Origin of the sequence: Bradyrhizobium canariense, assembly GCF_900105125.1 — a bacterium.
In the GTDB taxonomy this organism is placed as follows: domain Bacteria; phylum Pseudomonadota; class Alphaproteobacteria; order Rhizobiales; family Xanthobacteraceae; genus Bradyrhizobium; species Bradyrhizobium canariense_A.
In genome coordinates, this window is record NZ_LT629750.1 from 6,055,570 (window position 1) to 6,073,248 (window position 17,679).

Annotated in this window: 19 protein-coding genes; 16 read left to right on the plus strand and 3 right to left on the minus strand. The window is 60.9% G+C overall.

What is annotated here, in order from left to right:
* Positions 1-76 precede the first annotated feature (76 nt).
* The 3 genes from BLV09_RS28600 to BLV09_RS28610 all read right to left on the minus strand — a co-directional run bounded on the left by BLV09_RS28600 (position 77) and on the right by BLV09_RS28610 (position 2,335).
* Complete coding sequence (locus BLV09_RS28600; protein ID WP_002714433.1) at positions 77-289, minus strand: cold-shock protein; 213 nt, start codon at positions 287-289, stop codon at positions 77-79.
* Between the two features lie 279 nt (positions 290-568).
* A complete protein-coding gene (infA, locus tag BLV09_RS28605; protein WP_100385554.1) occupies positions 569-853 on the minus strand; it encodes a translation initiation factor IF-1 in 285 nt (94 codons plus the stop codon).
* A gap of 24 nt (positions 854-877) precedes the next feature.
* The gene (locus BLV09_RS28610) at positions 878-2,335 is read right to left on the minus strand and encodes a DEAD/DEAH box helicase (protein ID WP_100385555.1); all 1,458 of its coding nucleotides are present in this window, start codon (positions 2,333-2,335) and stop codon (positions 878-880) included.
* Between the two features lie 543 nt (positions 2,336-2,878).
* Here BLV09_RS28610 and urtA point away from each other — a divergent pair.
* From urtA to BLV09_RS28690, 16 genes are all read left to right on the plus strand, one after another.
* The gene (gene urtA, locus BLV09_RS28615) at positions 2,879-4,201 is read left to right on the plus strand and encodes an urea ABC transporter substrate-binding protein (RefSeq protein ID WP_146689791.1); all 1,323 of its coding nucleotides are present in this window, start codon (positions 2,879-2,881) and stop codon (positions 4,199-4,201) included.
* 126 nt (positions 4,202-4,327) lie between these two features.
* Positions 4,328-5,896, plus strand: a complete 1,569-nt coding sequence (gene urtB / locus BLV09_RS28620) for an urea ABC transporter permease subunit UrtB (RefSeq protein ID WP_433994451.1) — start codon at positions 4,328-4,330, stop codon at positions 5,894-5,896.
* Complete coding sequence (gene urtC / locus BLV09_RS28625; RefSeq protein WP_100385558.1) at positions 5,893-7,062, plus strand: urea ABC transporter permease subunit UrtC; 1,170 nt, start codon at positions 5,893-5,895, stop codon at positions 7,060-7,062. The genes urtB and urtC overlap by 4 nt, the downstream gene beginning before the upstream one ends.
* Positions 7,063-7,066: 4 nt before the next feature.
* Entirely contained in the window at positions 7,067-7,828 is a 762-nt protein-coding gene (gene urtD, locus BLV09_RS28630; RefSeq protein ID WP_100385559.1) for an urea ABC transporter ATP-binding protein UrtD, read from the plus strand.
* A 2-nt stretch (positions 7,829-7,830) separates the two neighbouring features.
* Positions 7,831-8,526 carry an urea ABC transporter ATP-binding subunit UrtE gene (urtE, locus tag BLV09_RS28635; protein ID WP_100385560.1) on the plus strand — a complete coding sequence of 232 codons (696 nt, stop codon included), beginning with the start codon at positions 7,831-7,833 and terminating at the stop codon, positions 8,524-8,526.
* Between the two features lie 48 nt (positions 8,527-8,574).
* Positions 8,575-9,411 carry an urease accessory protein UreD gene (locus tag BLV09_RS28640; protein ID WP_146689793.1) on the plus strand — a complete coding sequence of 279 codons (837 nt, stop codon included), beginning with the start codon at positions 8,575-8,577 and terminating at the stop codon, positions 9,409-9,411.
* Between the two features lie 47 nt (positions 9,412-9,458).
* Positions 9,459-9,761 carry an urease subunit gamma gene (locus tag BLV09_RS28645; protein WP_100385562.1) on the plus strand — a complete coding sequence of 101 codons (303 nt, stop codon included), beginning with the start codon at positions 9,459-9,461 and terminating at the stop codon, positions 9,759-9,761.
* A 116-nt stretch (positions 9,762-9,877) separates the two neighbouring features.
* The gene (locus BLV09_RS28650; RefSeq protein WP_100385563.1) at positions 9,878-10,183 is read left to right on the plus strand and encodes an urease subunit beta; all 306 of its coding nucleotides are present in this window, start codon (positions 9,878-9,880) and stop codon (positions 10,181-10,183) included.
* 68 nt (positions 10,184-10,251) lie between these two features.
* Positions 10,252-10,686 (plus strand): endonuclease domain-containing protein, encoded by a 435-nt coding sequence (locus BLV09_RS28655; RefSeq protein ID WP_146689794.1) that lies wholly within the window; start codon positions 10,252-10,254, stop codon positions 10,684-10,686.
* Entirely contained in the window at positions 10,677-12,389 is a 1,713-nt protein-coding gene (gene ureC, locus BLV09_RS28660) for an urease subunit alpha (RefSeq protein ID WP_146689795.1), read from the plus strand. The genes BLV09_RS28655 and ureC overlap by 10 nt, the downstream gene beginning before the upstream one ends.
* Before the next feature lie 177 nt (positions 12,390-12,566).
* Complete coding sequence (locus tag BLV09_RS28665) at positions 12,567-12,866, plus strand: putative quinol monooxygenase (protein ID WP_146689796.1); 300 nt, start codon at positions 12,567-12,569, stop codon at positions 12,864-12,866.
* 27 nt (positions 12,867-12,893) lie between these two features.
* On the plus strand, positions 12,894-13,193 hold the full coding sequence (locus BLV09_RS28670) for a putative quinol monooxygenase (protein ID WP_146689797.1): 300 nt from the start codon (positions 12,894-12,896) through the stop codon (positions 13,191-13,193).
* Positions 13,194-13,260: 67 nt separating this feature from the next.
* Positions 13,261-13,860: an urease accessory protein UreE gene (gene ureE / locus BLV09_RS28675; RefSeq protein WP_146689798.1), complete on the plus strand. Its 600-nt coding sequence runs from the start codon at positions 13,261-13,263 to the stop codon at positions 13,858-13,860.
* A 124-nt stretch (positions 13,861-13,984) separates the two neighbouring features.
* A complete protein-coding gene (locus BLV09_RS28680) occupies positions 13,985-14,638 on the plus strand; it encodes an urease accessory protein UreF (protein ID WP_244549213.1) in 654 nt (217 codons plus the stop codon).
* A gap of 150 nt (positions 14,639-14,788) precedes the next feature.
* Positions 14,789-15,439, plus strand: coding sequence for an urease accessory protein UreG (gene ureG, locus BLV09_RS28685; protein WP_100387425.1), 651 nt, complete (start codon positions 14,789-14,791; stop codon positions 15,437-15,439).
* Between the two features lie 283 nt (positions 15,440-15,722).
* Entirely contained in the window at positions 15,723-17,366 is a 1,644-nt protein-coding gene (locus tag BLV09_RS28690; protein WP_146689799.1) for a CHASE domain-containing protein, read from the plus strand.
* The last annotated feature ends 313 nt before the right edge of the window (positions 17,367-17,679 follow it).

Below are 17,679 nucleotides of genomic sequence, written 5' to 3' on the forward strand. Positions count from 1 at the left end.
GCGCGGCCTTTTTTCATATAGATGCGAATTGAATTTCGAGCGTCCCGGCCGGTCGCCGAGGCCGGGCGAAATTCGCTCAGCCAGCGGCGCGTAGATTGTCGGCCGAAGACTTGCCAGAACGGCGATCTGCCACGATCTCGTACGAAATCTTCTGGCCTTCGCGCAGCGTTCCAAGTCCGGCCCGCTCGACGGCGCTGATGTGCACGAACACGTCGTTGCCACCGTCATCCGGCTGGATGAAGCCATAGCCCTTGGTTGCGTTAAACCACTTCACGGTTCCCATGCTCACGGGATAGTCCCTTCTCAGATATCAAATGTCGAAACCCACATTCTGCGGGCTGGTGAGATCGAATTTTTGGAAGGGTCGTCAGCGTCTAAACCGGCTGTACCGGTGGATAGCTAATTTCGTCCGGCCGAAAATCGATTAGCCTATATTATGGGAAGCGGGCCCCCAAAACAATCCTGAGGTGCACGATTTTTTGATCGGCCCGAATGAGCACGCGTCAAATCGTCGCCCGACGCCGACATGGCGTTGTCATGCGCCATGTCGAACGGCCGGAGGTTGCGCTCAGCGGCGGCGGAATTGGCCGCGCGGCGGTGCGCCGCGCGGGGCCATGCCACCACCCGGACGCTCGTCCTTGTGGCGGAAAATGAGGCGGCCCTTCTCGAGGTCATAGGGCGACATCTCGATCGTCACCCGATCTCCTGCCAGCGTCTTGATCCGGTTCTTTTTCATCTTGCCGGCGGTGTAGGCGACGATCTCGTGCCCGGCATCGAGCTGCACGCGGTAACGTGCATCGGGAAGGATTTCGGTGACCAGTCCTTCGAACTGGATCAGCTCTTCTTTAGCCATACATTATCTCCAGATCGATCAACGTTAGCGCGGTCTTTGGGTACGATTGGGCCGGGTATTCGGACGGCTTTCGCGATGCAAGAAAGCAACGCCTTGCATGCCTTCAGCCTTCATGCCTTCAGCCTTGGCGCCGCCTTGCGACGGACGCAACGGCTCTTGCCGATTGACCTCGTGCCGGTTGGTTTGCGGAACGCCATTATTACCACCGGGACGGCGTCGGCGGCGAGGACCTTTTGATCCGGGCGCGGCTTCATTCGCCCGGGCCGCGTGCACGCGTGGTGCCGACCGTGCACCTCGGTGTTGCGAAGGCGCCGGCGCCGTGTCGCGATGACCCGGCGTGCGGCGGTCTTCCTTGGGCAAGGTGATGCGGATCAGCTTTTCGATGTCACGCAAATAAGCGAGTTCCTCACCGCCCGCGACCAACGAGATCGCGATGCCTTCGGCGCCGGCGCGCGCGGTGCGGCCGATGCGATGGACGTAAGTCTCGGGCACGTTTGGAAGATCGAAGTTGACGACATGGCTGATGCCGTCGACATCGATGCCGCGGGCGGCAATGTCGGTGGCGACCAGCGTGCGGATTTCACCGGTGCGGAACGCCGCCAGGACTCGCTCGCGGTGGTTTTGCGATTTGTTGCCGTGGATGGCGTCGGAACTGATGCCGGCCCGCTCGAGGCCCTTCACCACCTTGTCGGCGCCATGCTTGGTGCGGGTAAAGATCAGCGCGCGATTGACCTGTTCCTGCTTCAGGATCTGCGCCAGCAAGGCCGGCTTGGCGGAATGATCGACCTGAATGATGCGCTGGGTGATACGCTCGACCGTCGAGGCAACCGGCGTCACCGCCACGCGGGCCGGATCGCGCAGCATCTGTTCGGCGAGTTCGGCGATATCCTTGGGCATCGTCGCCGAGAAGAACAGCGTCTGCCGCCTGACCGGCAATTTGCCGACGATCTTCCGGATGTCGTTGATGAAGCCCATGTCCAGCATGCGGTCGGCTTCGTCGAGCACGAGGAACTCGACCTGGCCGAGCTTCAGGCCGTTGCTCTGCACGAGATCGAGCAGGCGGCCCGGCGTGGCGACCATGACTTCGACGCCCTGCATGACCGAGCGGACCTGGCGTCCCATCGGCACGCCGCCGATCGCCAGCGCCGAGGTGAGGCGCATGTGACGGCCGTAGGCGTTGAAGCTCTCGAGAATCTGTCCCGACAATTCACGGGTAGGGCTGAGCACCAGCACGCGGCAGGCTTTCGGCTGCGGCTTGATGCGGTTTTCCAGAATGCGATGCAGGATGGGAAGCGCGAAGGCCGCGGTCTTGCCGGTGCCGGTCTGGGCGATGCCGACGACGTCACGGCCGGTCAGTGCGAGGGGAATGGTTTGGGCCTGAATGGGCGTGGGCGTGAGATAATTCTCTTCTTTGAGCGCACGCGAGATGGGATCGGCGAGGCCGAAATCCTGAAAGGAGGTCAAAAGGATGTTTCTTTCCATTATAAAAAGCAGGCGCCCGGCAATGTCAGCCAGGAGCGCGCGAGGGTGTCAGAGACACCCGCGTGTTTGGGGCGTCGGTTTTGGTTAGCTAAAGGGGCAAGCCAGAAACCGTTGGACGGGCTCAGAACACGCGGCTCGCGGTGACCCGGTGATTCCCAGGGTCGTACCGGTGATATGGAACACGAACGCGGCGCTTTCAAGGTGAATTATGGAATGGCCGGTGTCCGGCTGCAAACACCGTCAATTCGCGTTCAATTGCGCATCGAAGGGGCACGTTGTGGGGTGCCGAATGCTGCCGTTAATTTAGACAGCATGTCACAATTGCTTATTAAATAGACTGTTTGCTGACGAAGCATACATTTTTTCAGCCTAAATATCAGGCAAATATTCCTGCCTGTCTCCCGTCTGGCGACGAATCTATCAAATATATCATGTGCTTAGATCGTCTGTCTGCCGTGGCATGGTTCTTGCGATTCCATTAACGCAGGCGGCCGTGGGGCCGTTTCGCAGCGTTTAACGTCTGCGTCAGGGAGATGATACCTCATGCTTACAAAGTTGACTCACGATATAGCGGCGCCCCTTAGCCGTCGCCGCTGGCTGGCGGCCACCGCCGGGCTGGTCCTGGGCTTGTCCGGATTTAGCGCAGCCAAAGCCGATGACGACACCATCAAGGTCGGCGTCCTGCACTCGCTCTCGGGCACTATGGCGATCAGCGAAACCACGCTGAAAGATACCGTCCTGTTCATGATCGATGAGCAGAACAAGAAGGGTGGCCTGCTCGGCAAGAAGCTGGAAGCCGTGGTCGTCGATCCCGCTTCGAACTGGCCGCTGTTTGCCGAAAAGGCCCGTGAGTTGATTACCAAGGACAAGGTTGCGGTCGTGTTCGGCTGCTGGACCTCGGTGTCGCGCAAATCCGTGCTGCCGGTGTTCAAGGAACTGAACAACATCCTGTTCTATCCCGTGCAGTACGAAGGCGAAGAGAGCGAGCGCAACGTGTTCTATACCGGCGCTGCGCCGAACCAGCAGGCGATCCCGGCCGTCGACTATTTGATGAAGGAAGAAAAGGTCAAGCGCTGGGTGCTGGCGGGCACCGACTACGTCTATCCGCGCACCACCAACAAGATCCTCGAGGCCTATCTGAAGTCGAAGGGCGTCAAGGATGAAGACATCATGATCAATTACACGCCGTTCGGTCACTCCGACTGGCAGACGATCGTCGCCGACATCAAGAAGTTCGGCTCGGCCGGCAAGAAGACCGCGGTGGTCTCCACCATCAACGGCGACGCCAACGTTCCCTTCTACAAGGAACTCGGCAACCAGGGCATCAAGGCAACCGATATTCCGGTGGTCGCCTTCTCGGTGGGTGAAGAAGAACTCGCCGGCATCGACACCAAGCCGCTGGTCGGCCATCTCGCAGCCTGGAATTACTTCGAGTCGATCAAGACGCCCGCGAACGAGAAGTTCATCAAGGAGTGGCAGGCCTACACCAAGAATCCGAAGCGCACGACCAACGACCCGATGGAAGCCACCTATATCGGCTTCAACATGTGGGTGAAGGCGGTCGAAAAAGCCAAGTCGACCGATCCTGACAAGGTGATCGACGCGCTTCCGGGCACCAAGACGCCGAACCTCACGGGCGGCGTGGCCGAGGTGCTTTCGAACCATCACATCACCAAGCCGGTGTTCATTGGCGAAATCAAAGGCAATGGCCAGTTCGACGTGGTGTGGAAGACGCCTGGCCTGGTTGCCGGCGACGCATGGTCGAAGGAACTGCCCGACTCCAAGGATCTGATCGGCGATTGGGTCGGCAAGAAGTGCGGCAACTACAACACCAAGACCAACAAGTGCGGCGGTCAGGGCTCCTGATTCATTCCTGACACCTCCAAGCAAAACAGGGAAGGCGGCGATGGCCGCCGCCTTCCTCATCGCTCCTGCCGGGGTCTGACAGTGCTTACCAACGTCTTTAGAAACGTCCGCGCGCTTCCGTTTGCATTGCTGATCATCTTCGCCACCGTGCTTCCGGTCCTGGCGGGGCCGTTCGAAGACGCGGTCGGCAAATTCACCACCGACGATTATTCCGATACCGAAGACGCGGTCGACGCGATCGCGATATCGGGCAATCCGCTGGCTTTTCCCATCATCAGCGCGCTTCAGGACGGCCGGCTGATGTTCGACGCCGACGCCAAGAAAGTCTATGTGACGCAGCCGGACGGCAAGGCGATCGACGCCGAAACCGGCGCGCCAGTCGCAAGCGTCCCGGACAGCGCCAGCGCCGTGCGGCTCAATAACAAGTTGCGGCGCCACGTCGAGGCTGCACTCGGCGCGCTGACGTTGCAGTCGCCGGATCCCGAGAAGCGGATCCAGGCCGCTCAATCGGTTTTCAAGAACCATGAGGAGAACCTGCTGCCGGCGATCGACGCCGCGCTGCAGAAGGAAAAGAACAAAGACGCGAAACAGGCATTCATTGAGGCGCGCGCAGCGATCGTCTTGTTCAAGGATGACGCCTCCGATGCCGATAAAATCGATGCCATTGCGACCATCCGGGCGCGTGGCGACCAGGAAGCGCTGGCGATGCTGACGGATATCGGCGGCGACCAGCCGGCCGCCGTCTCCCACGCTGCGGCCAGTGCGGTCGCGGCCATTCAAACCAGGCTAGCGATGTGGTCCTGGGTGCAAAATGCCTGGTACGGCCTGTCGCTCGGTTCGGTTCTGTTGCTCGCCGCGATCGGCCTTGCCATCACCTTCGGGGTGATGGGCGTCATCAACATGGCCCATGGCGAGATGGTCATGATCGGGGCCTACGTCACCTTTGTGGTGCAGCAAACCATTCGTAGCAGCTTTCCAGGGTTGTTCGATTACGCGCTCCTGATTTCAGTACCGTCGGCCTTCATCGTGGCCGGCGCGATCGGCATCCTGATCGAACGTACCATCATCCGCTTTCTCTACGGCCGTCCGCTGGAAACATTGCTGGCGACCTGGGGTCTGTCGCTGGTCTTGCAACAGGCGGTGCGCACCATGTTCGGCCCGACCAACCAGGAGGTCAGCAACCCGTCCTGGATGAGCGGTGCGTTCCAGCTCGGACAGATCACGATCACCTACAACCGGCTGTGGATTCTCTGTTTCACGCTGGCGGTATTCGGGATCCTGCTCGCGATGCTGCGCTACACGGCACTGGGACTTGAGATGCGTGCGGTGACGCAGAACCGGCGCATGGCGGCATCGATGGGAATCGCGACCTCGCGCGTCGACGCGCTGACATTCGGTCTGGGGTCCGGCATTGCCGGCATCGCCGGCGTGGCGCTATCGCAGATCGACAATGTCAGCCCCAATCTCGGCCAGAGCTACATCATCGACTCCTTCATGGTCGTGGTGTTCGGCGGCGTCGGTAATCTCTGGGGCACGCTGGTCGGCGCGTTCACGCTTGGCATCGCCAACAAGTTCCTGGAGCCGGTCGCGGGCGCCGTGCTCGGCAAGATCGCCATCCTGGTGCTGATCATTCTCTTCATCCAAAAACGACCCCGCGGCCTGTTCGCGCTCAAAGGGCGGGCGGTGGAAGCATGATGCCCCACGTGCTCACGCGCTCGCTCGACCGCAGCGCAACCGTCTTTCTGATCGTGGTCGCCGCTTGCGGTGTGCTGATCCCGCTGTCGAATCTGCTGCTGCCGGCGGGCTCGCTGTTTCAGGTGCCGACCTATCTGGTGTCGTTGTTCGGGAAATACGTCTGCTACGCCATCCTGGCGCTCGCGATCGATCTGATCTGGGGCTATTGCGGCATTCTCTCGCTCGGCCACGGCGCGTTCTTTGCGCTCGGCGGTTACGCGATGGGCATGTATCTGATGCGCCAGATCGGCAGTCGAGGCGTCTACGGCAATTCGATATTGCCAGATTTCATGGTGTTCCTGAATTATCCGAAGCTGCCCTGGTACTGGCACGGCTTCGACATGTTCTGGTTCGCAGCCCTGATGGTTATTGTGGTTCCGGGCCTGTTGGCCTTCTGCTTCGGGTGGCTCGCGTTCCGCTCGCGCGTCACCGGCGTCTATCTGTCGATCATCACGCAAGCGATGACCTATGCATTGTTGCTGGCGTTCTTCCGCAACGATTTCGGCTTCGGCGGCAATAACGGCCTCACCGATTTCAAGGATATTCTCGGCTTCAACATCCAGGCCGACGGCACCCGCGCCGCGTTGTTCGCGCTGAGCTGTCTGGCGCTGATTGTCGGTTTCCTGATCTGCCGCGCGGTGGTGACCTCGAAGCTCGGCAAGGTGCTGATCGCGATCCGCGACGCCGAATCCCGCACCCGGTTTCTCGGCTACCGCGTCGAATCCTACAAGCTGTTCGTGTTCACGCTTTCGGCGTGCATGGCCGGCGTTGCCGGCGCGCTGTATGTGCCGCAGGTCGGCATCATCAATCCCGGCGAATTCGCGCCGGGAAATTCCATCGAGGCCGTGATCTGGGTTGCCGTCGGCGGCCGTGGCACCTTGATCGGTGCCGCGCTCGGCGCGGTCGTCGTGAACTACGCCAAGACCTATTTCACGTCCGGTCCGCTGGCGCCGTACTGGCTGTTCATGCTGGGCGCGATGTTCATCCTGGTGACGCTGTTATTGCCGAAAGGCATCATCGGCACTTTCAATGCCTGGTGGGAACCGTGGAAGGCGCGACGCTTGACGGCCAATGCCGTGAGTGCTGCGCGCGAAGACGGCGTCAGCGAACCGAACATGGCGGAGTGAAACAATGAACGTCATGGACTCTCGTGCTACCTCGGCGCTGCTCTATCTCGACGGCGTGCACGTCTCGTTCGACGGCTTTCACGCCATCAATAATCTGTCGCTGACGCTCGCCCCCGGTGAGATGCGGGCGATCATCGGCCCGAACGGCGCCGGCAAGACCACGATGATGGACATCATTACCGGCAAGACCAAGCCGGACGAAGGCGAGGTCCTGTTTGACGGCGTCACCGATCTGACCCGGCTTGATGAAACACGGATCGCCGAACTCGGGATCGGCCGAAAATTCCAGAAACCCACGGTGTTCGAGAGTCAGACCATCGAGGATAATCTTCTGCTGGCGCTCAATGTCGATCATCGCGTCAAGGGCACACTGTTCTGGCGGGAAACTAAAGCCGAGTCCGAGCGTATCGAGCGTGTGCTGGAAACCATCCGCCTGACCGACGCGCGCGACCGCCTGGCGGGAAGCCTGTCGCACGGCCAGAAGCAGTGGCTGGAGATCGGCATGCTGCTGGCGCAGGATCCAAAGCTGCTTCTGGTCGACGAACCGGTTGCCGGCATGACCGACGTTGAAACTCACCAGACCGCCGAGCTGCTGAAGGAAATCAACCGCGACAAGACCATCATGGTGGTCGAGCACGACATGACCTTCGTCCGTGAACTCGGCGTCAAGGTGACGTGCCTGCACGAAGGCACGGTGCTGGCCGAGGGAACCATCGATCAGGTCTCCTCGAATGAACGGGTGATCGAAGTGTATCTGGGACGCTGATCATGCTGAACGTCGACAATATCAGCCTCTATTACGGCGCGGCGCAGGCGTTGCGTGGCGTTTCGATCGCGGCGGAGCCCGGCAAGGTAACGTGCGTGCTCGGCCGCAACGGCGTCGGCAAGACCAGCCTGTTGCGCGCGATGGTCGGCCAATATCCGATTGCCAGCGGCGCGATCACGCTCGATGGTGCCGATATCACAGGGTTGAAACCCTATGAACGGGCGCGGCGCGGCATCGGCTTCGTGCCGCAGGGGCGCGAGATTTTTCCGCTTCTCACCGTGGAGGAGAATCTCAAGACCGGCTTCGGCCCGTTGAAGCGCGAAGACCGCAATATCCCTGACGACGTGTTCGCGCTGTTTCCGGTGCTGCAATCGATGCTCGGCCGCCGTGGTGGCGATCTTTCCGGCGGCCAGCAGCAGCAGCTTGCGATCGGGCGCGCGCTGGTGATGCGGCCGAAACTATTGCTGCTCGACGAGCCGACCGAGGGCATTCAACCGTCGATCATCAAGGACATCGGCCGCGCGATCTCGTATCTTCGCAACCTCGGCAATATCGCGATCGTTCTGGTCGAACAATATCTCGACTTTGCCTGCGAGCTCGGCGACAATTTCGCGGTGATGGACCGCGGCGCTGTGAAATATGCCTGTGATCGCAGCGCGATGGATCCGGCCGAAATCAGTCGCCAGATGGCGCTTTAATCAAGGTTTTAAGACGCGACCGGCCAAGGTCGTGCTGGGGGGGAGGGGATGCGGACCGATACCACGCGCGGGGCTTCGGCGATTTTCGCGGCCAATCGGGCTCAGGGGTCGGTGACGTTCGACGTACATCTCCTGGAAGGCGTCACCCGCCGCCGCCATCTGCATGAATCCGGTTCGTTGCGCGTGCGCTTTCCCTCGCCGGAAGGCGACGGCCTCTCGGCTGTTTTCGTCAACACCGCAGGTGGCGTTGCCGGCGGCGATCGCTTCGATATCGATATCGCGGCAGGCGAGGGCGCGCGGTTGACGCTGACGACCGCAGCCGCGGAAAAAATCTATCGTGCGCCGGATGCGGCCGCGCAGCTCAATATCGCCCTGAAAGCGGCCGCAGGCGCACACCTCGCCTGGTTGCCGCAGGAAACCATTCTGTTCGATTCGGCGCGGGTGTCGCGCCGGATCGATATCGATCTTGCGGATACCGCCTCGCTGCTGCTGTGCGAAATCGTGGTGTTCGGCCGCTCGGCGATGGGCGAACGCATGCTTCGGGGTGAATTCGTCGATCGCTGGCGCTTGCGGCGCGGCGGCAAGCTGGTGCTTGCCGAAACCGTGCGGCTCGATGGCGATATCGGCGTCAAGCTTGCCAGTCCTGCGATCGCCAAAGGCGGCGTCGCCATCGGCACGGCGCTGATCGTGCCGGGCGATGAGGCGCTGGTTGAGCGGATCCGCGACCTTTCCGATTCGTTCGGTGGTGAGGTCGGCATCTCCGCCTGGAATGGGTTTGCAATGGCGCGCTTCTGTGCCCAAGATGCCGCCCGGCTTCGTGCCGACATGATGGCTGTGCTCGGCCGCGCCAGCGGTGCGGCGCTGCCGCGGCTCTGGCTCAATTAGGTGGGCTCAATTAAATCGGATCGATCAAAAATCATTAGAGTGCTCGCATGAACCTGTCTCCCCGCGAAAAGGACAAGCTTCTGATTTCAATGGCGGCGATGGTGGCGCGACGGCGGCTGGAACGCGGCGTCAAGCTCAACCATCCCGAGGCCATCGCGATCATTTCCGATTTCATCGTCGAGGGCGCGCGTGACGGCCGCACGGTGGCCGATCTGATGCAGGCGGGCGCGCAGGTGCTGACCCGTGCCCAGGTGATGCCGGGCATCCCAGAGATGATTCACGACATTCAGGTGGAAGCGACGTTTCCCGACGGCACCAAGCTCGTCACCGTGCATGAGCCGATCCGATGAAGCAAATTGGTCATTCCGGGACGGCGCAGAGCGCCGGACCCGGAATCCAGAGATTATGAATTTCGAGATTCCGGGTTCGATGCTGCGCATCGCCCCGGAATGACAGAGGAGGAAAAATGATCCCCGGCGAATTATTCATCAAGGACGGCGAGATCGAGCTCAATGCCGGCCGCAAGACGGTGACGCTCACCGTTGCCAATTCGGGCGATCGTCCGATCCAGGTCGGCTCGCACTACCATTTCTTCGAGACCAATCCGGCGCTGAAATTTGACCGCAAGAAAGCCCGCGGCATGCGGCTCGACATCGCGGCCGGCACTGCGGTGCGGTTCGAGCCGGGGCAGACCCGCGACGTGCAGCTCGTGGCGCTCGCCGGCAAGCGCACCGTCTACGGCTTCCGCGGCGACGTGATGGGGAAGCTTTGATTTCTTCAGAGACGATCACTGTTGTCCGGTCTCCTCCCCCCTTGCGAGGGAAGGGCGGGGAGGGGGGTATGCCGCATAACGAGGTCGGCAAGACTCAACGAGATCGTGCCAAACGACTAAGACAAGCAACGACGCGCAGCGAAACGCTGCTTTGGCGCCACTTGAAAGCGCATCGGCTCGCCGCTTTCGGATTTCGCCGGCAGAGCCCCATGGGCAGTTATATCGCGGACTTCGTCGCACACTCCTGCAAGCTCGTTATTGAGGTCGACGGCGAAAGCCACGATTTCGAGTCTCGTCTTCGCCACGACCGTCGGCGTGATGAATGGTTTGCGTCCCGCGGATATCGCGTGCTTCGGTTCACCAATGATGACGTGATGAAGAATCTGGAAGGCGTCGTAGCCGCTATCGGTCTGGCTGCGGAGCAAGCCTCACCCCCCTCCCTGACCCTCCCCCGCAAGGGGGGAGGGAGGAATTCTCGCGATGGAGTCCAATCATGTCGGTGAAGATCAAACGTTCTGTCTATGCCGACATGTTCGGACCCACCACGGGTGATCGGGTGCGGCTCGCCGACACCGACCTCATCATCGAGGTCGAAAAGGATTTCACCATCTACGGCGAGGAAGTGAAATTCGGCGGCGGCAAGGTGATCCGCGATGGCATGGGCCAGTCGCAGGCGACCAACAAGCAGGGCGCCGCCGACACCGTCATCACCAATGCGCTGATTGTCGATCACTGGGGCATCGTGAAGGCCGATGTTGCGATCAAGGAAGGCTACATCAGCGCCATCGGCAAAGCCGGCAATCCGGATATCCAGCCCGGCGTGACCATCGTCATCGGCCCCGGCACCGACGTGATCGCGGGCGAGGGCAAGATCCTGACTGCGGGCGGCTTCGACAGCCACATCCATTTCATCTGTCCGCAGCAGATCGAGCACGCGCTGATGTCGGGTGTGACCTCGATGCTCGGTGGCGGCACAGGTCCGTCGCACGGCACCTTTGCCACGACCTGCACGCCCGGCCCCTGGCACATGGCGCGGATGATCCAGTCGTTCGATGCGTTTCCGGTCAATCTCGGCATTTCCGGCAAGGGCAACGCCTCGCGGCCGGCCGCGCTGGTGGAGATGATCAAGGCCGGCGCCTGCGCGCTCAAGCTGCATGAGGATTGGGGCACCACGCCCGCGGCGATCAACAACTGCTTGTCGGTTGCCGACGATCACGACATTCAGGTGATGATCCATTCCGACACCTTGAATGAGTCGGGCTTCGTCGAAGATACCATCAAGGCGTTCAAAGGCCGCACCATTCACGCCTTTCATACCGAAGGCGCTGGCGGCGGGCACGCGCCCGACATCATCAAGGTGGCCGGCCTGAAGAACGTGCTGCCGTCCTCCACCAATCCGACGCGCCCGTTCACGCGCAACACCATCGACGAGCATCTGGACATGCTGATGGTGTGCCACCATCTCGATCCATCGATTGCCGAAGATCTCGCTTTCGCCGAAAGCCGCATCCGCAAAGAGACCATTGCGGCGGAGGACATCCTGCACGATCTCGGCGCGCTCTCGATGATGTCGTCGGATTCGCAGGCGATGGGCCGACTTGGCGAAGTCATCATCCGTACCTGGCAAACCGCCGACAAGATGAAGAAGCAGCGCGGCTCGCTGCCGGAAGACAAAGGCAACAACGATAATTTCCGGGTCAAGCGCTACATCGCCAAATACACCATCAATCCCGCGATCGCGCATGGCGTCTCAAAGCTGATCGGCTCGGTGGAAAAGGGCAAGCTTGCCGATCTGGTGCTGTGGTCGCCTGCCTTCTTCGGCGTGAAGCCCGACTGCATCATCAAGGGCGGCTCGATTGTCGCAGCCCCCATGGGCGATCCCAACGCATCGATCCCCACGCCGCAGCCCGTGCATTATCAGCCGATGTTCGCAGCCTACGGTAAGTCGCTGACGGCCTCCTCGGTGGTGTTCACCTCCAAGGCCGCGGTGACATCGGGGCTGGCGCGGAAACTCGGCATCGATAAGAAGCTCTACGCGGTGCAGAATACCCGCGACGGCATCTCCAAGAAGAGCATGATCCATAACGGCGCCACGCCCAAGATCGAGGTCGATTCCGAGACCTACGAGGTCCGCGCCGACGGCGAACTCCTGACCTGCGCGCCCGCTGAAGTGCTGCCGATGGCGCAGCGCTACTTCATGTTCTAGAGCCGCGATTGGCCAAAGCATTCCCTCGGACTTGATCCGACGGCGGCTGCCGGTTTTGTGTCCGATTGCGCTCCCAAATGGGCGTGCGATCCTGCCGCCAAACCGCTCACACTTTGGCGGATCATGGGCTATGGTCGCCTCCGGCGATCAAAGCCAGAACAAGCCGGGAGGACTTTCGTGATTTACGTTGTTGCCACACTGACCGTGAAGCCTGAAACACGCGCCGAATTCATCGCCGCCGCCACCGCCTGCATCAAGGAAACCCGCAAGGAGCCCGGCAATATTGCCTATGACCTGCACGAAAGCGTCACCGATCATTCCAAGATGGTGTTTGTCGAGCAGTGGGAAAACGCCGAGGTGCTGGTGCCGCACCGGAGCGCCGAGCACATGAAGGCCTTCGGCCGCGTTGCCATAAAATGCATGACGGCGCCGCCGAAGATCGAAGTCATTACGCCCGAAAAGGTCGAAGTTCGCTAATCAAGAAAAACATCGGGAGAGAATCTGATGATCTATGTCGTTGCCACCACCCAGGTGAAGCCGGACCAGCGGGACGCCTTCATCAAGGGCGCCAAGGAATGCATTGCGGCAACCCGCAAGGAAAAAGGCTGTCTCTCCTATGAGAGCCACACCAGCATCAACGATCCCAATCTGTTCGTGGTGGTCGAGCGCTGGGAGACCCGCGACGACCTCAACGCGCATGGCCGTGCGCCGCATATGAAGGTCTGGCGTGAATATTCAGCGCCGCTGAAGGTGTCGCCGACGGTGATCGAGATCATCAGCGATGGCAAGGTCGAGAAGTTCTAGAGCGTTTCAAGCGAAGTGAACCGGTTCACGTGAAGAAAACGCGTCATAGCAAGAAGCAGAGGCTCGCATGATCCGCGCGACGCAAGTTCACGCCCAGCATCGCTGGACCGAGGCGCCGGCCGACACCGTCGTTCTCGATTTCGACGATCGTCACCGGCGTCGGATGGCGATGACGGGCACGCGCGGGCTTGAATTCCTGCTCGATCTCGAAAACGCCGTTGCGCTGCGCGGCGGCGATGCGCTGCTGCTCGACGATGGACGCCTGATCGAAGTCGTCGCGGCTCCGGAGCCACTGGTCGAGATTCGCGGCAGCGATCCACATCATTTAATCCGGGTCGCTTGGCATCTCGGCAACCGGCATTTGCCGACGCAGATCATGGCCAAGGGCCTGCGCATTAGGCGCGATCACGTCATCGAGGCGATGGTGAAGGGTCTTGGCGCGCGCGTCGTCGAGATCGAGGCGCCGTTCGATCCCGAAGGCGGCGCCTATGCCGGCGGCGGCCATGATCACGTCGCCGAGGATCATCATCACCACGATCACGCGGCGCATGATCATTCCTCGCACGATCATGGTGACCATCACCACCATGACGACCACCATCCCCATGACGAGCATTGCGATCACGAGCATCACCATGGTCACACCCATGCTCATGACCACAAATAAGCCGCCGGCGAAACCTCGGAGGCGCGCGGCGGCAGCCACGAACGCGACCGGAGGCGCTACGGGGCACCCGATCGGCGATCGCGGCGGAGTGAATGAGAGCGAGGCCGCGGCGCTGTACCGGCTGATGACCTGGCTGTCGCCGTCGTTTCCGGTTGGGGCCTTTTCTTATTCGAGCGGCATCGAGTGGGCGGTGGAAGCCGGCGATATCGTCGACGCCGCGTCTTTGCGCGACTGGCTCGGTGCGATGCTCACGGACGGGCCCGGATTTTGCGATGGTGTGTTTCTCGCGCACACCCACCGCGCCGCGGCGTCGAGCGATGATGTTGGCCTGCGCGAAGTCTCTGAGCTTGCGGCTGCGTTCGTGCCTTCCCGTGAGCGTCACCTCGAGACCTCAGCGCAGGGCCGCGCATTCATCGACATCGCGCGTTCGGCGTGGAATTGCGAGGGTCTGGATCGAATGGTCGCCTGCTGCGAGGGTGGCATCGTTTATCCGGTCGCGGTGGGCCTGGTCAGCGCGGCGCATGCGATCCCGCTTCCGCTCACGATGCATGCTTTCCTCCACGCGCTGACATCGAACTGGATCTCCGCCGGCGCCCGGCTCATCCCCTTGGGGCAGACCGATAGTCAGCGCGTGCTGGCGTCGCTGGAGTCCGTCGTCGCTGCGACGGGCGTTCGTGCGCTCCAGGCCTCGCTCGATGATCTCGGCAGCGCGACGTTTCGCGCAGACCTTGCCAGCATGCGGCATGAAACGCAGTACACCAGGCTGTTCAGGTCGTGAACTCATCTATCAACACGTCGTCCCCGCGAAAACGGGGAACCACCGTCCTCAATTGTTGCAGAAGGCATCGCCCGTCCTGCCTCATTGATAAATCACGCGGTATGGGTCCCGGCTTTCGCCGGGACGATGACAACGGAGGGAATGATTGACATGGCTAGTTCTCACGGCCCGCTTCGGATCGGCATCGGCGGCCCCGTCGGATCAGGAAAAACTGCGTTGATGGATTTGCTCTGCAAGTCGATGCGGGAGCGCTATGACATCGCGGCGATCACCAACGACATCTACACCAAATGGGACGCGGAATTTCTCGTTCGTTCGGGATCGCTGACGCCCGACCGCATCGCAGGCGTTGAAACCGGAGGCTGTCCGCACACGGCAATACGGGAGGACGCCTCGATGAATCTTGCCGCCGTCGCTGACATGCGCGCGAAATTCCCGGGCCTCGATCTGGTGCTGATCGAATCCGGCGGAGACAATCTTGCTGCGACATTTTCGCCCGAACTCGCCGATCTCACGATCTATGTCATCGATGTCGCGGCCGGCGACAAGATCCCCTCCAAAGGCGGTCCCGGCATCACCCGATCGGATCTTCTCGTCATCAACAAGATCGACCTCGCGCCGCATGTCGGTGCGTCCCTGGAAAAAATGGATACCGACGCCCGGCGGATGCGTGGCGAGCGGCCGTTCGTCATGACCAATCTCAGGAAGAGCGAAGGCCTGGATCGCATTATCGGTTTCATCGAGGCCAAAGGCGGTCTCAGTCCGGCTGTACGCACCAAGGCCGCTGATCGGATTGGTTAACGTTTCGACCTCGCGAGACCCCAAAGGCAAGTATTTGTAAGCCTTCTAGTTAAGTAGCCGGAACTAAATCGATCTTTCTTGATTGGTACGCTCTGGCTCGTCTGACTTAATGCTTGAAAACGGGCCGTTTTCAGCTTTGTCGCCCACCGCGGTTGCGTACCGATGATCGCTCCTTCATTATGTCTGGCGGTTGGCCTTCACTCTGCTTCAGTTTGTTGCCGCCCCGGCGAATGTCACATGCTTGATCTATTTCTTCGCCAACCCCTCATGACCGAGTAACCGAGTGGTTCGGCTGGGATTCATCATCGGGTTTATCGCGCTTATCGGGGTTCTGCTCTCCGGTCTTGCGGCCTATCGCGTTCACGATCAGGAACTCACGCTCGACGGCATCGCGATGGCGCGTGCGATCGACGTTCACGCCAGCCTGGTTCAGGACCGGTTGACCGAGCGCGAGCTGCTGGCCCGCGTCGCGTCCGGCCTGTTTCACACGCCGTCGATGATCAAGGCGGACATGCTGCAGCCGCTGCGGACCTCCATTTATGCCTTCAAGACCGATTTCGTGGTAGCGGGCTGGATCGCGCGGCTCAAGCCGAACGAACTGGATGCCGCAAGAGCCGAACTGGCGAAAGCCGGATTTTCCGACCCGACGATTCGTAACTATGACGATTCGCCGCGGGATACGCAGTCTCTCACTCAGCCGATCGATGTCGTGATGGACGTCGAACCTCGCAACGGGCAGACGATGGCCTTCCCGGGCCGTTCGCTTGATCAAGATCCGATTCTTGGACCGATGTTCGCGAAGGCGATGTCCGAAGGAAAACCAGTCGCATCAGACCCGATTCGGCTGTTGCGCCAAGATGGGCCGATCGGGGTTGTTTTGGCGGCACCGGTTTTGCCGGACGGCGCCGCTTCGCCCGCGGGCTTCGTGACATTTTCATACGAACTGGCGCCGCTGATGCTGACGAATGACGACCTATCGTTGTTCTCCGTCGCCTTGAAAGATCCTCGCAGCGCCAATGGTGAGCTGATTGCCAGCGATCAAGGCGTGGTGTCGTCGAGGATCACAAACCCGGAAGGGCCCTCCCCATCAGCGATACGAACGGTGACGTTCGGAGGCCGCGACTGGTCGCTCGGCTATTACGCCAAGACCAACGCGGTGAAGCGCGCCGCGCAGACAGCCGCTATCGTGGCCGCGATCGGGCTTGCATTGACCGGCATTGTCTGCGGGCTGTTCGGCTACGTCGCCTACAACAATTTGCGGCTGAGCCGCGAAATCCAGGTGCGGATCGGTTTTGAGCGCCGGCTGACGGCGGTCATCGATGAACTCAATCATCGGGTCAAGAACATTTTAGCCGTGATCCAGTCGATCGTGACGCGGACGCTGCGTCATGGCGCGGATATCGATGGCGCCCGTGAGCTTCTAATCGGGCGCATCCACGCCATGTCGAACGTGGTCTCGCTGTTGAGCGAAAGCCAGTGGCAGGGCGTGAAGTTGCAGGGATTGTTCGAGGCCCGCGCCATACCGCACTCCGAACGCATCGCGGTGAGCGGTCCCGATATCTCTGTCAGCGCGCGGGCCGCCCAAAGCCTCTCGCTATTGTTCTTCGAACTGGCATCGCATTCGGACGAAGGGCTGTCGCTGGTCGGCAAGCATCCGCATATCGTCGCGCATTGGGAAGTGACGGGAGAGGATCCCGACGCGGTATTTCATTTTCGCTGGGAAGAGTTCAACACCAGCGAGGCAACCCGCCGCCAGGACAGCGATTTCGGCGTCATCCTGCTCGATCGTGTCGCTCCGGAGGCGCTCGGCGGCATCTCGAAGCGGTATTTTACCGATGTGAGCTACGTGTACGAACTCACCGCGCCGATGCAGACCGTCGTGGACATGACGGAACGAGACCGGACCGAACAATTATCGCGCCGCTGACGGTGATCCGCCGAGCTCTCAACTTCCGGAACAAACTCCCGCGATTTGGCATTGGTGGCCGGCATTGAGGTCAGCTGGCCTCGAGATGACATTCTGCTCGATCATCACCGGAGATTGTTCATGGGACGTTATTTGCTGCTGTGGTTGCTCGGTGTCCCGCTTCCGATCCTCGTCCTGATTTATGCATTCGGGGGTTTGCACTAGGACGTGATTCCGGCGCGGAGCGCTGCGTCAACGTGACGCGAAAACCGACAAAAAAAGCGGCCACAATGCGTGGCCGCTTTTTTCATGGCTGCTTTTTGCCGAGAGCAAC

What these genes read in the sequence shown, in the direction of transcription:
- urtD (WP_100385559.1), top strand. Translation starts at nt 7,067, where the DNA reads ATGAACGTCATGGACTCTCGTGCTACCTCGGCGCTGCTCTATCTCGAC.
- BLV09_RS28670 (WP_146689797.1), top strand. Translation starts at nt 12,894, where the DNA reads ATGATCTATGTCGTTGCCACCACCCAGGTGAAGCCGGACCAGCGGGAC.
- BLV09_RS28650 (WP_100385563.1), top strand. Translation starts at nt 9,878, where the DNA reads ATGATCCCCGGCGAATTATTCATCAAGGACGGCGAGATCGAGCTCAAT.
- BLV09_RS28680 (WP_244549213.1), top strand. Translation starts at nt 13,985, where the DNA reads ATGACCTGGCTGTCGCCGTCGTTTCCGGTTGGGGCCTTTTCTTATTCG.
- BLV09_RS28655 (WP_146689794.1), top strand. Translation starts at nt 10,252, where the DNA reads ATGCCGCATAACGAGGTCGGCAAGACTCAACGAGATCGTGCCAAACGA.
- ureC (WP_146689795.1), top strand. Translation starts at nt 10,677, where the DNA reads ATGTCGGTGAAGATCAAACGTTCTGTCTATGCCGACATGTTCGGACCC.
- urtE (WP_100385560.1), top strand. Translation starts at nt 7,831, where the DNA reads ATGCTGAACGTCGACAATATCAGCCTCTATTACGGCGCGGCGCAGGCG.
- BLV09_RS28640 (WP_146689793.1), top strand. Translation starts at nt 8,575, where the DNA reads ATGCGGACCGATACCACGCGCGGGGCTTCGGCGATTTTCGCGGCCAAT.
- ureG (WP_100387425.1), top strand. Translation starts at nt 14,789, where the DNA reads ATGGCTAGTTCTCACGGCCCGCTTCGGATCGGCATCGGCGGCCCCGTC.
- urtC (WP_100385558.1), top strand. Translation starts at nt 5,893, where the DNA reads ATGATGCCCCACGTGCTCACGCGCTCGCTCGACCGCAGCGCAACCGTC.
- BLV09_RS28610 (WP_100385555.1), bottom strand. Translation starts at nt 2,335, where the DNA reads ATGGAAAGAAACATCCTTTTGACCTCCTTTCAGGATTTCGGCCTCGCC.
- BLV09_RS28645 (WP_100385562.1), top strand. Translation starts at nt 9,459, where the DNA reads ATGAACCTGTCTCCCCGCGAAAAGGACAAGCTTCTGATTTCAATGGCG.
- infA (WP_100385554.1), bottom strand. Translation starts at nt 853, where the DNA reads ATGGCTAAAGAAGAGCTGATCCAGTTCGAAGGACTGGTCACCGAAATC.
- ureE (WP_146689798.1), top strand. Translation starts at nt 13,261, where the DNA reads ATGATCCGCGCGACGCAAGTTCACGCCCAGCATCGCTGGACCGAGGCG.
- urtA (WP_146689791.1), top strand. Translation starts at nt 2,879, where the DNA reads ATGCTTACAAAGTTGACTCACGATATAGCGGCGCCCCTTAGCCGTCGC.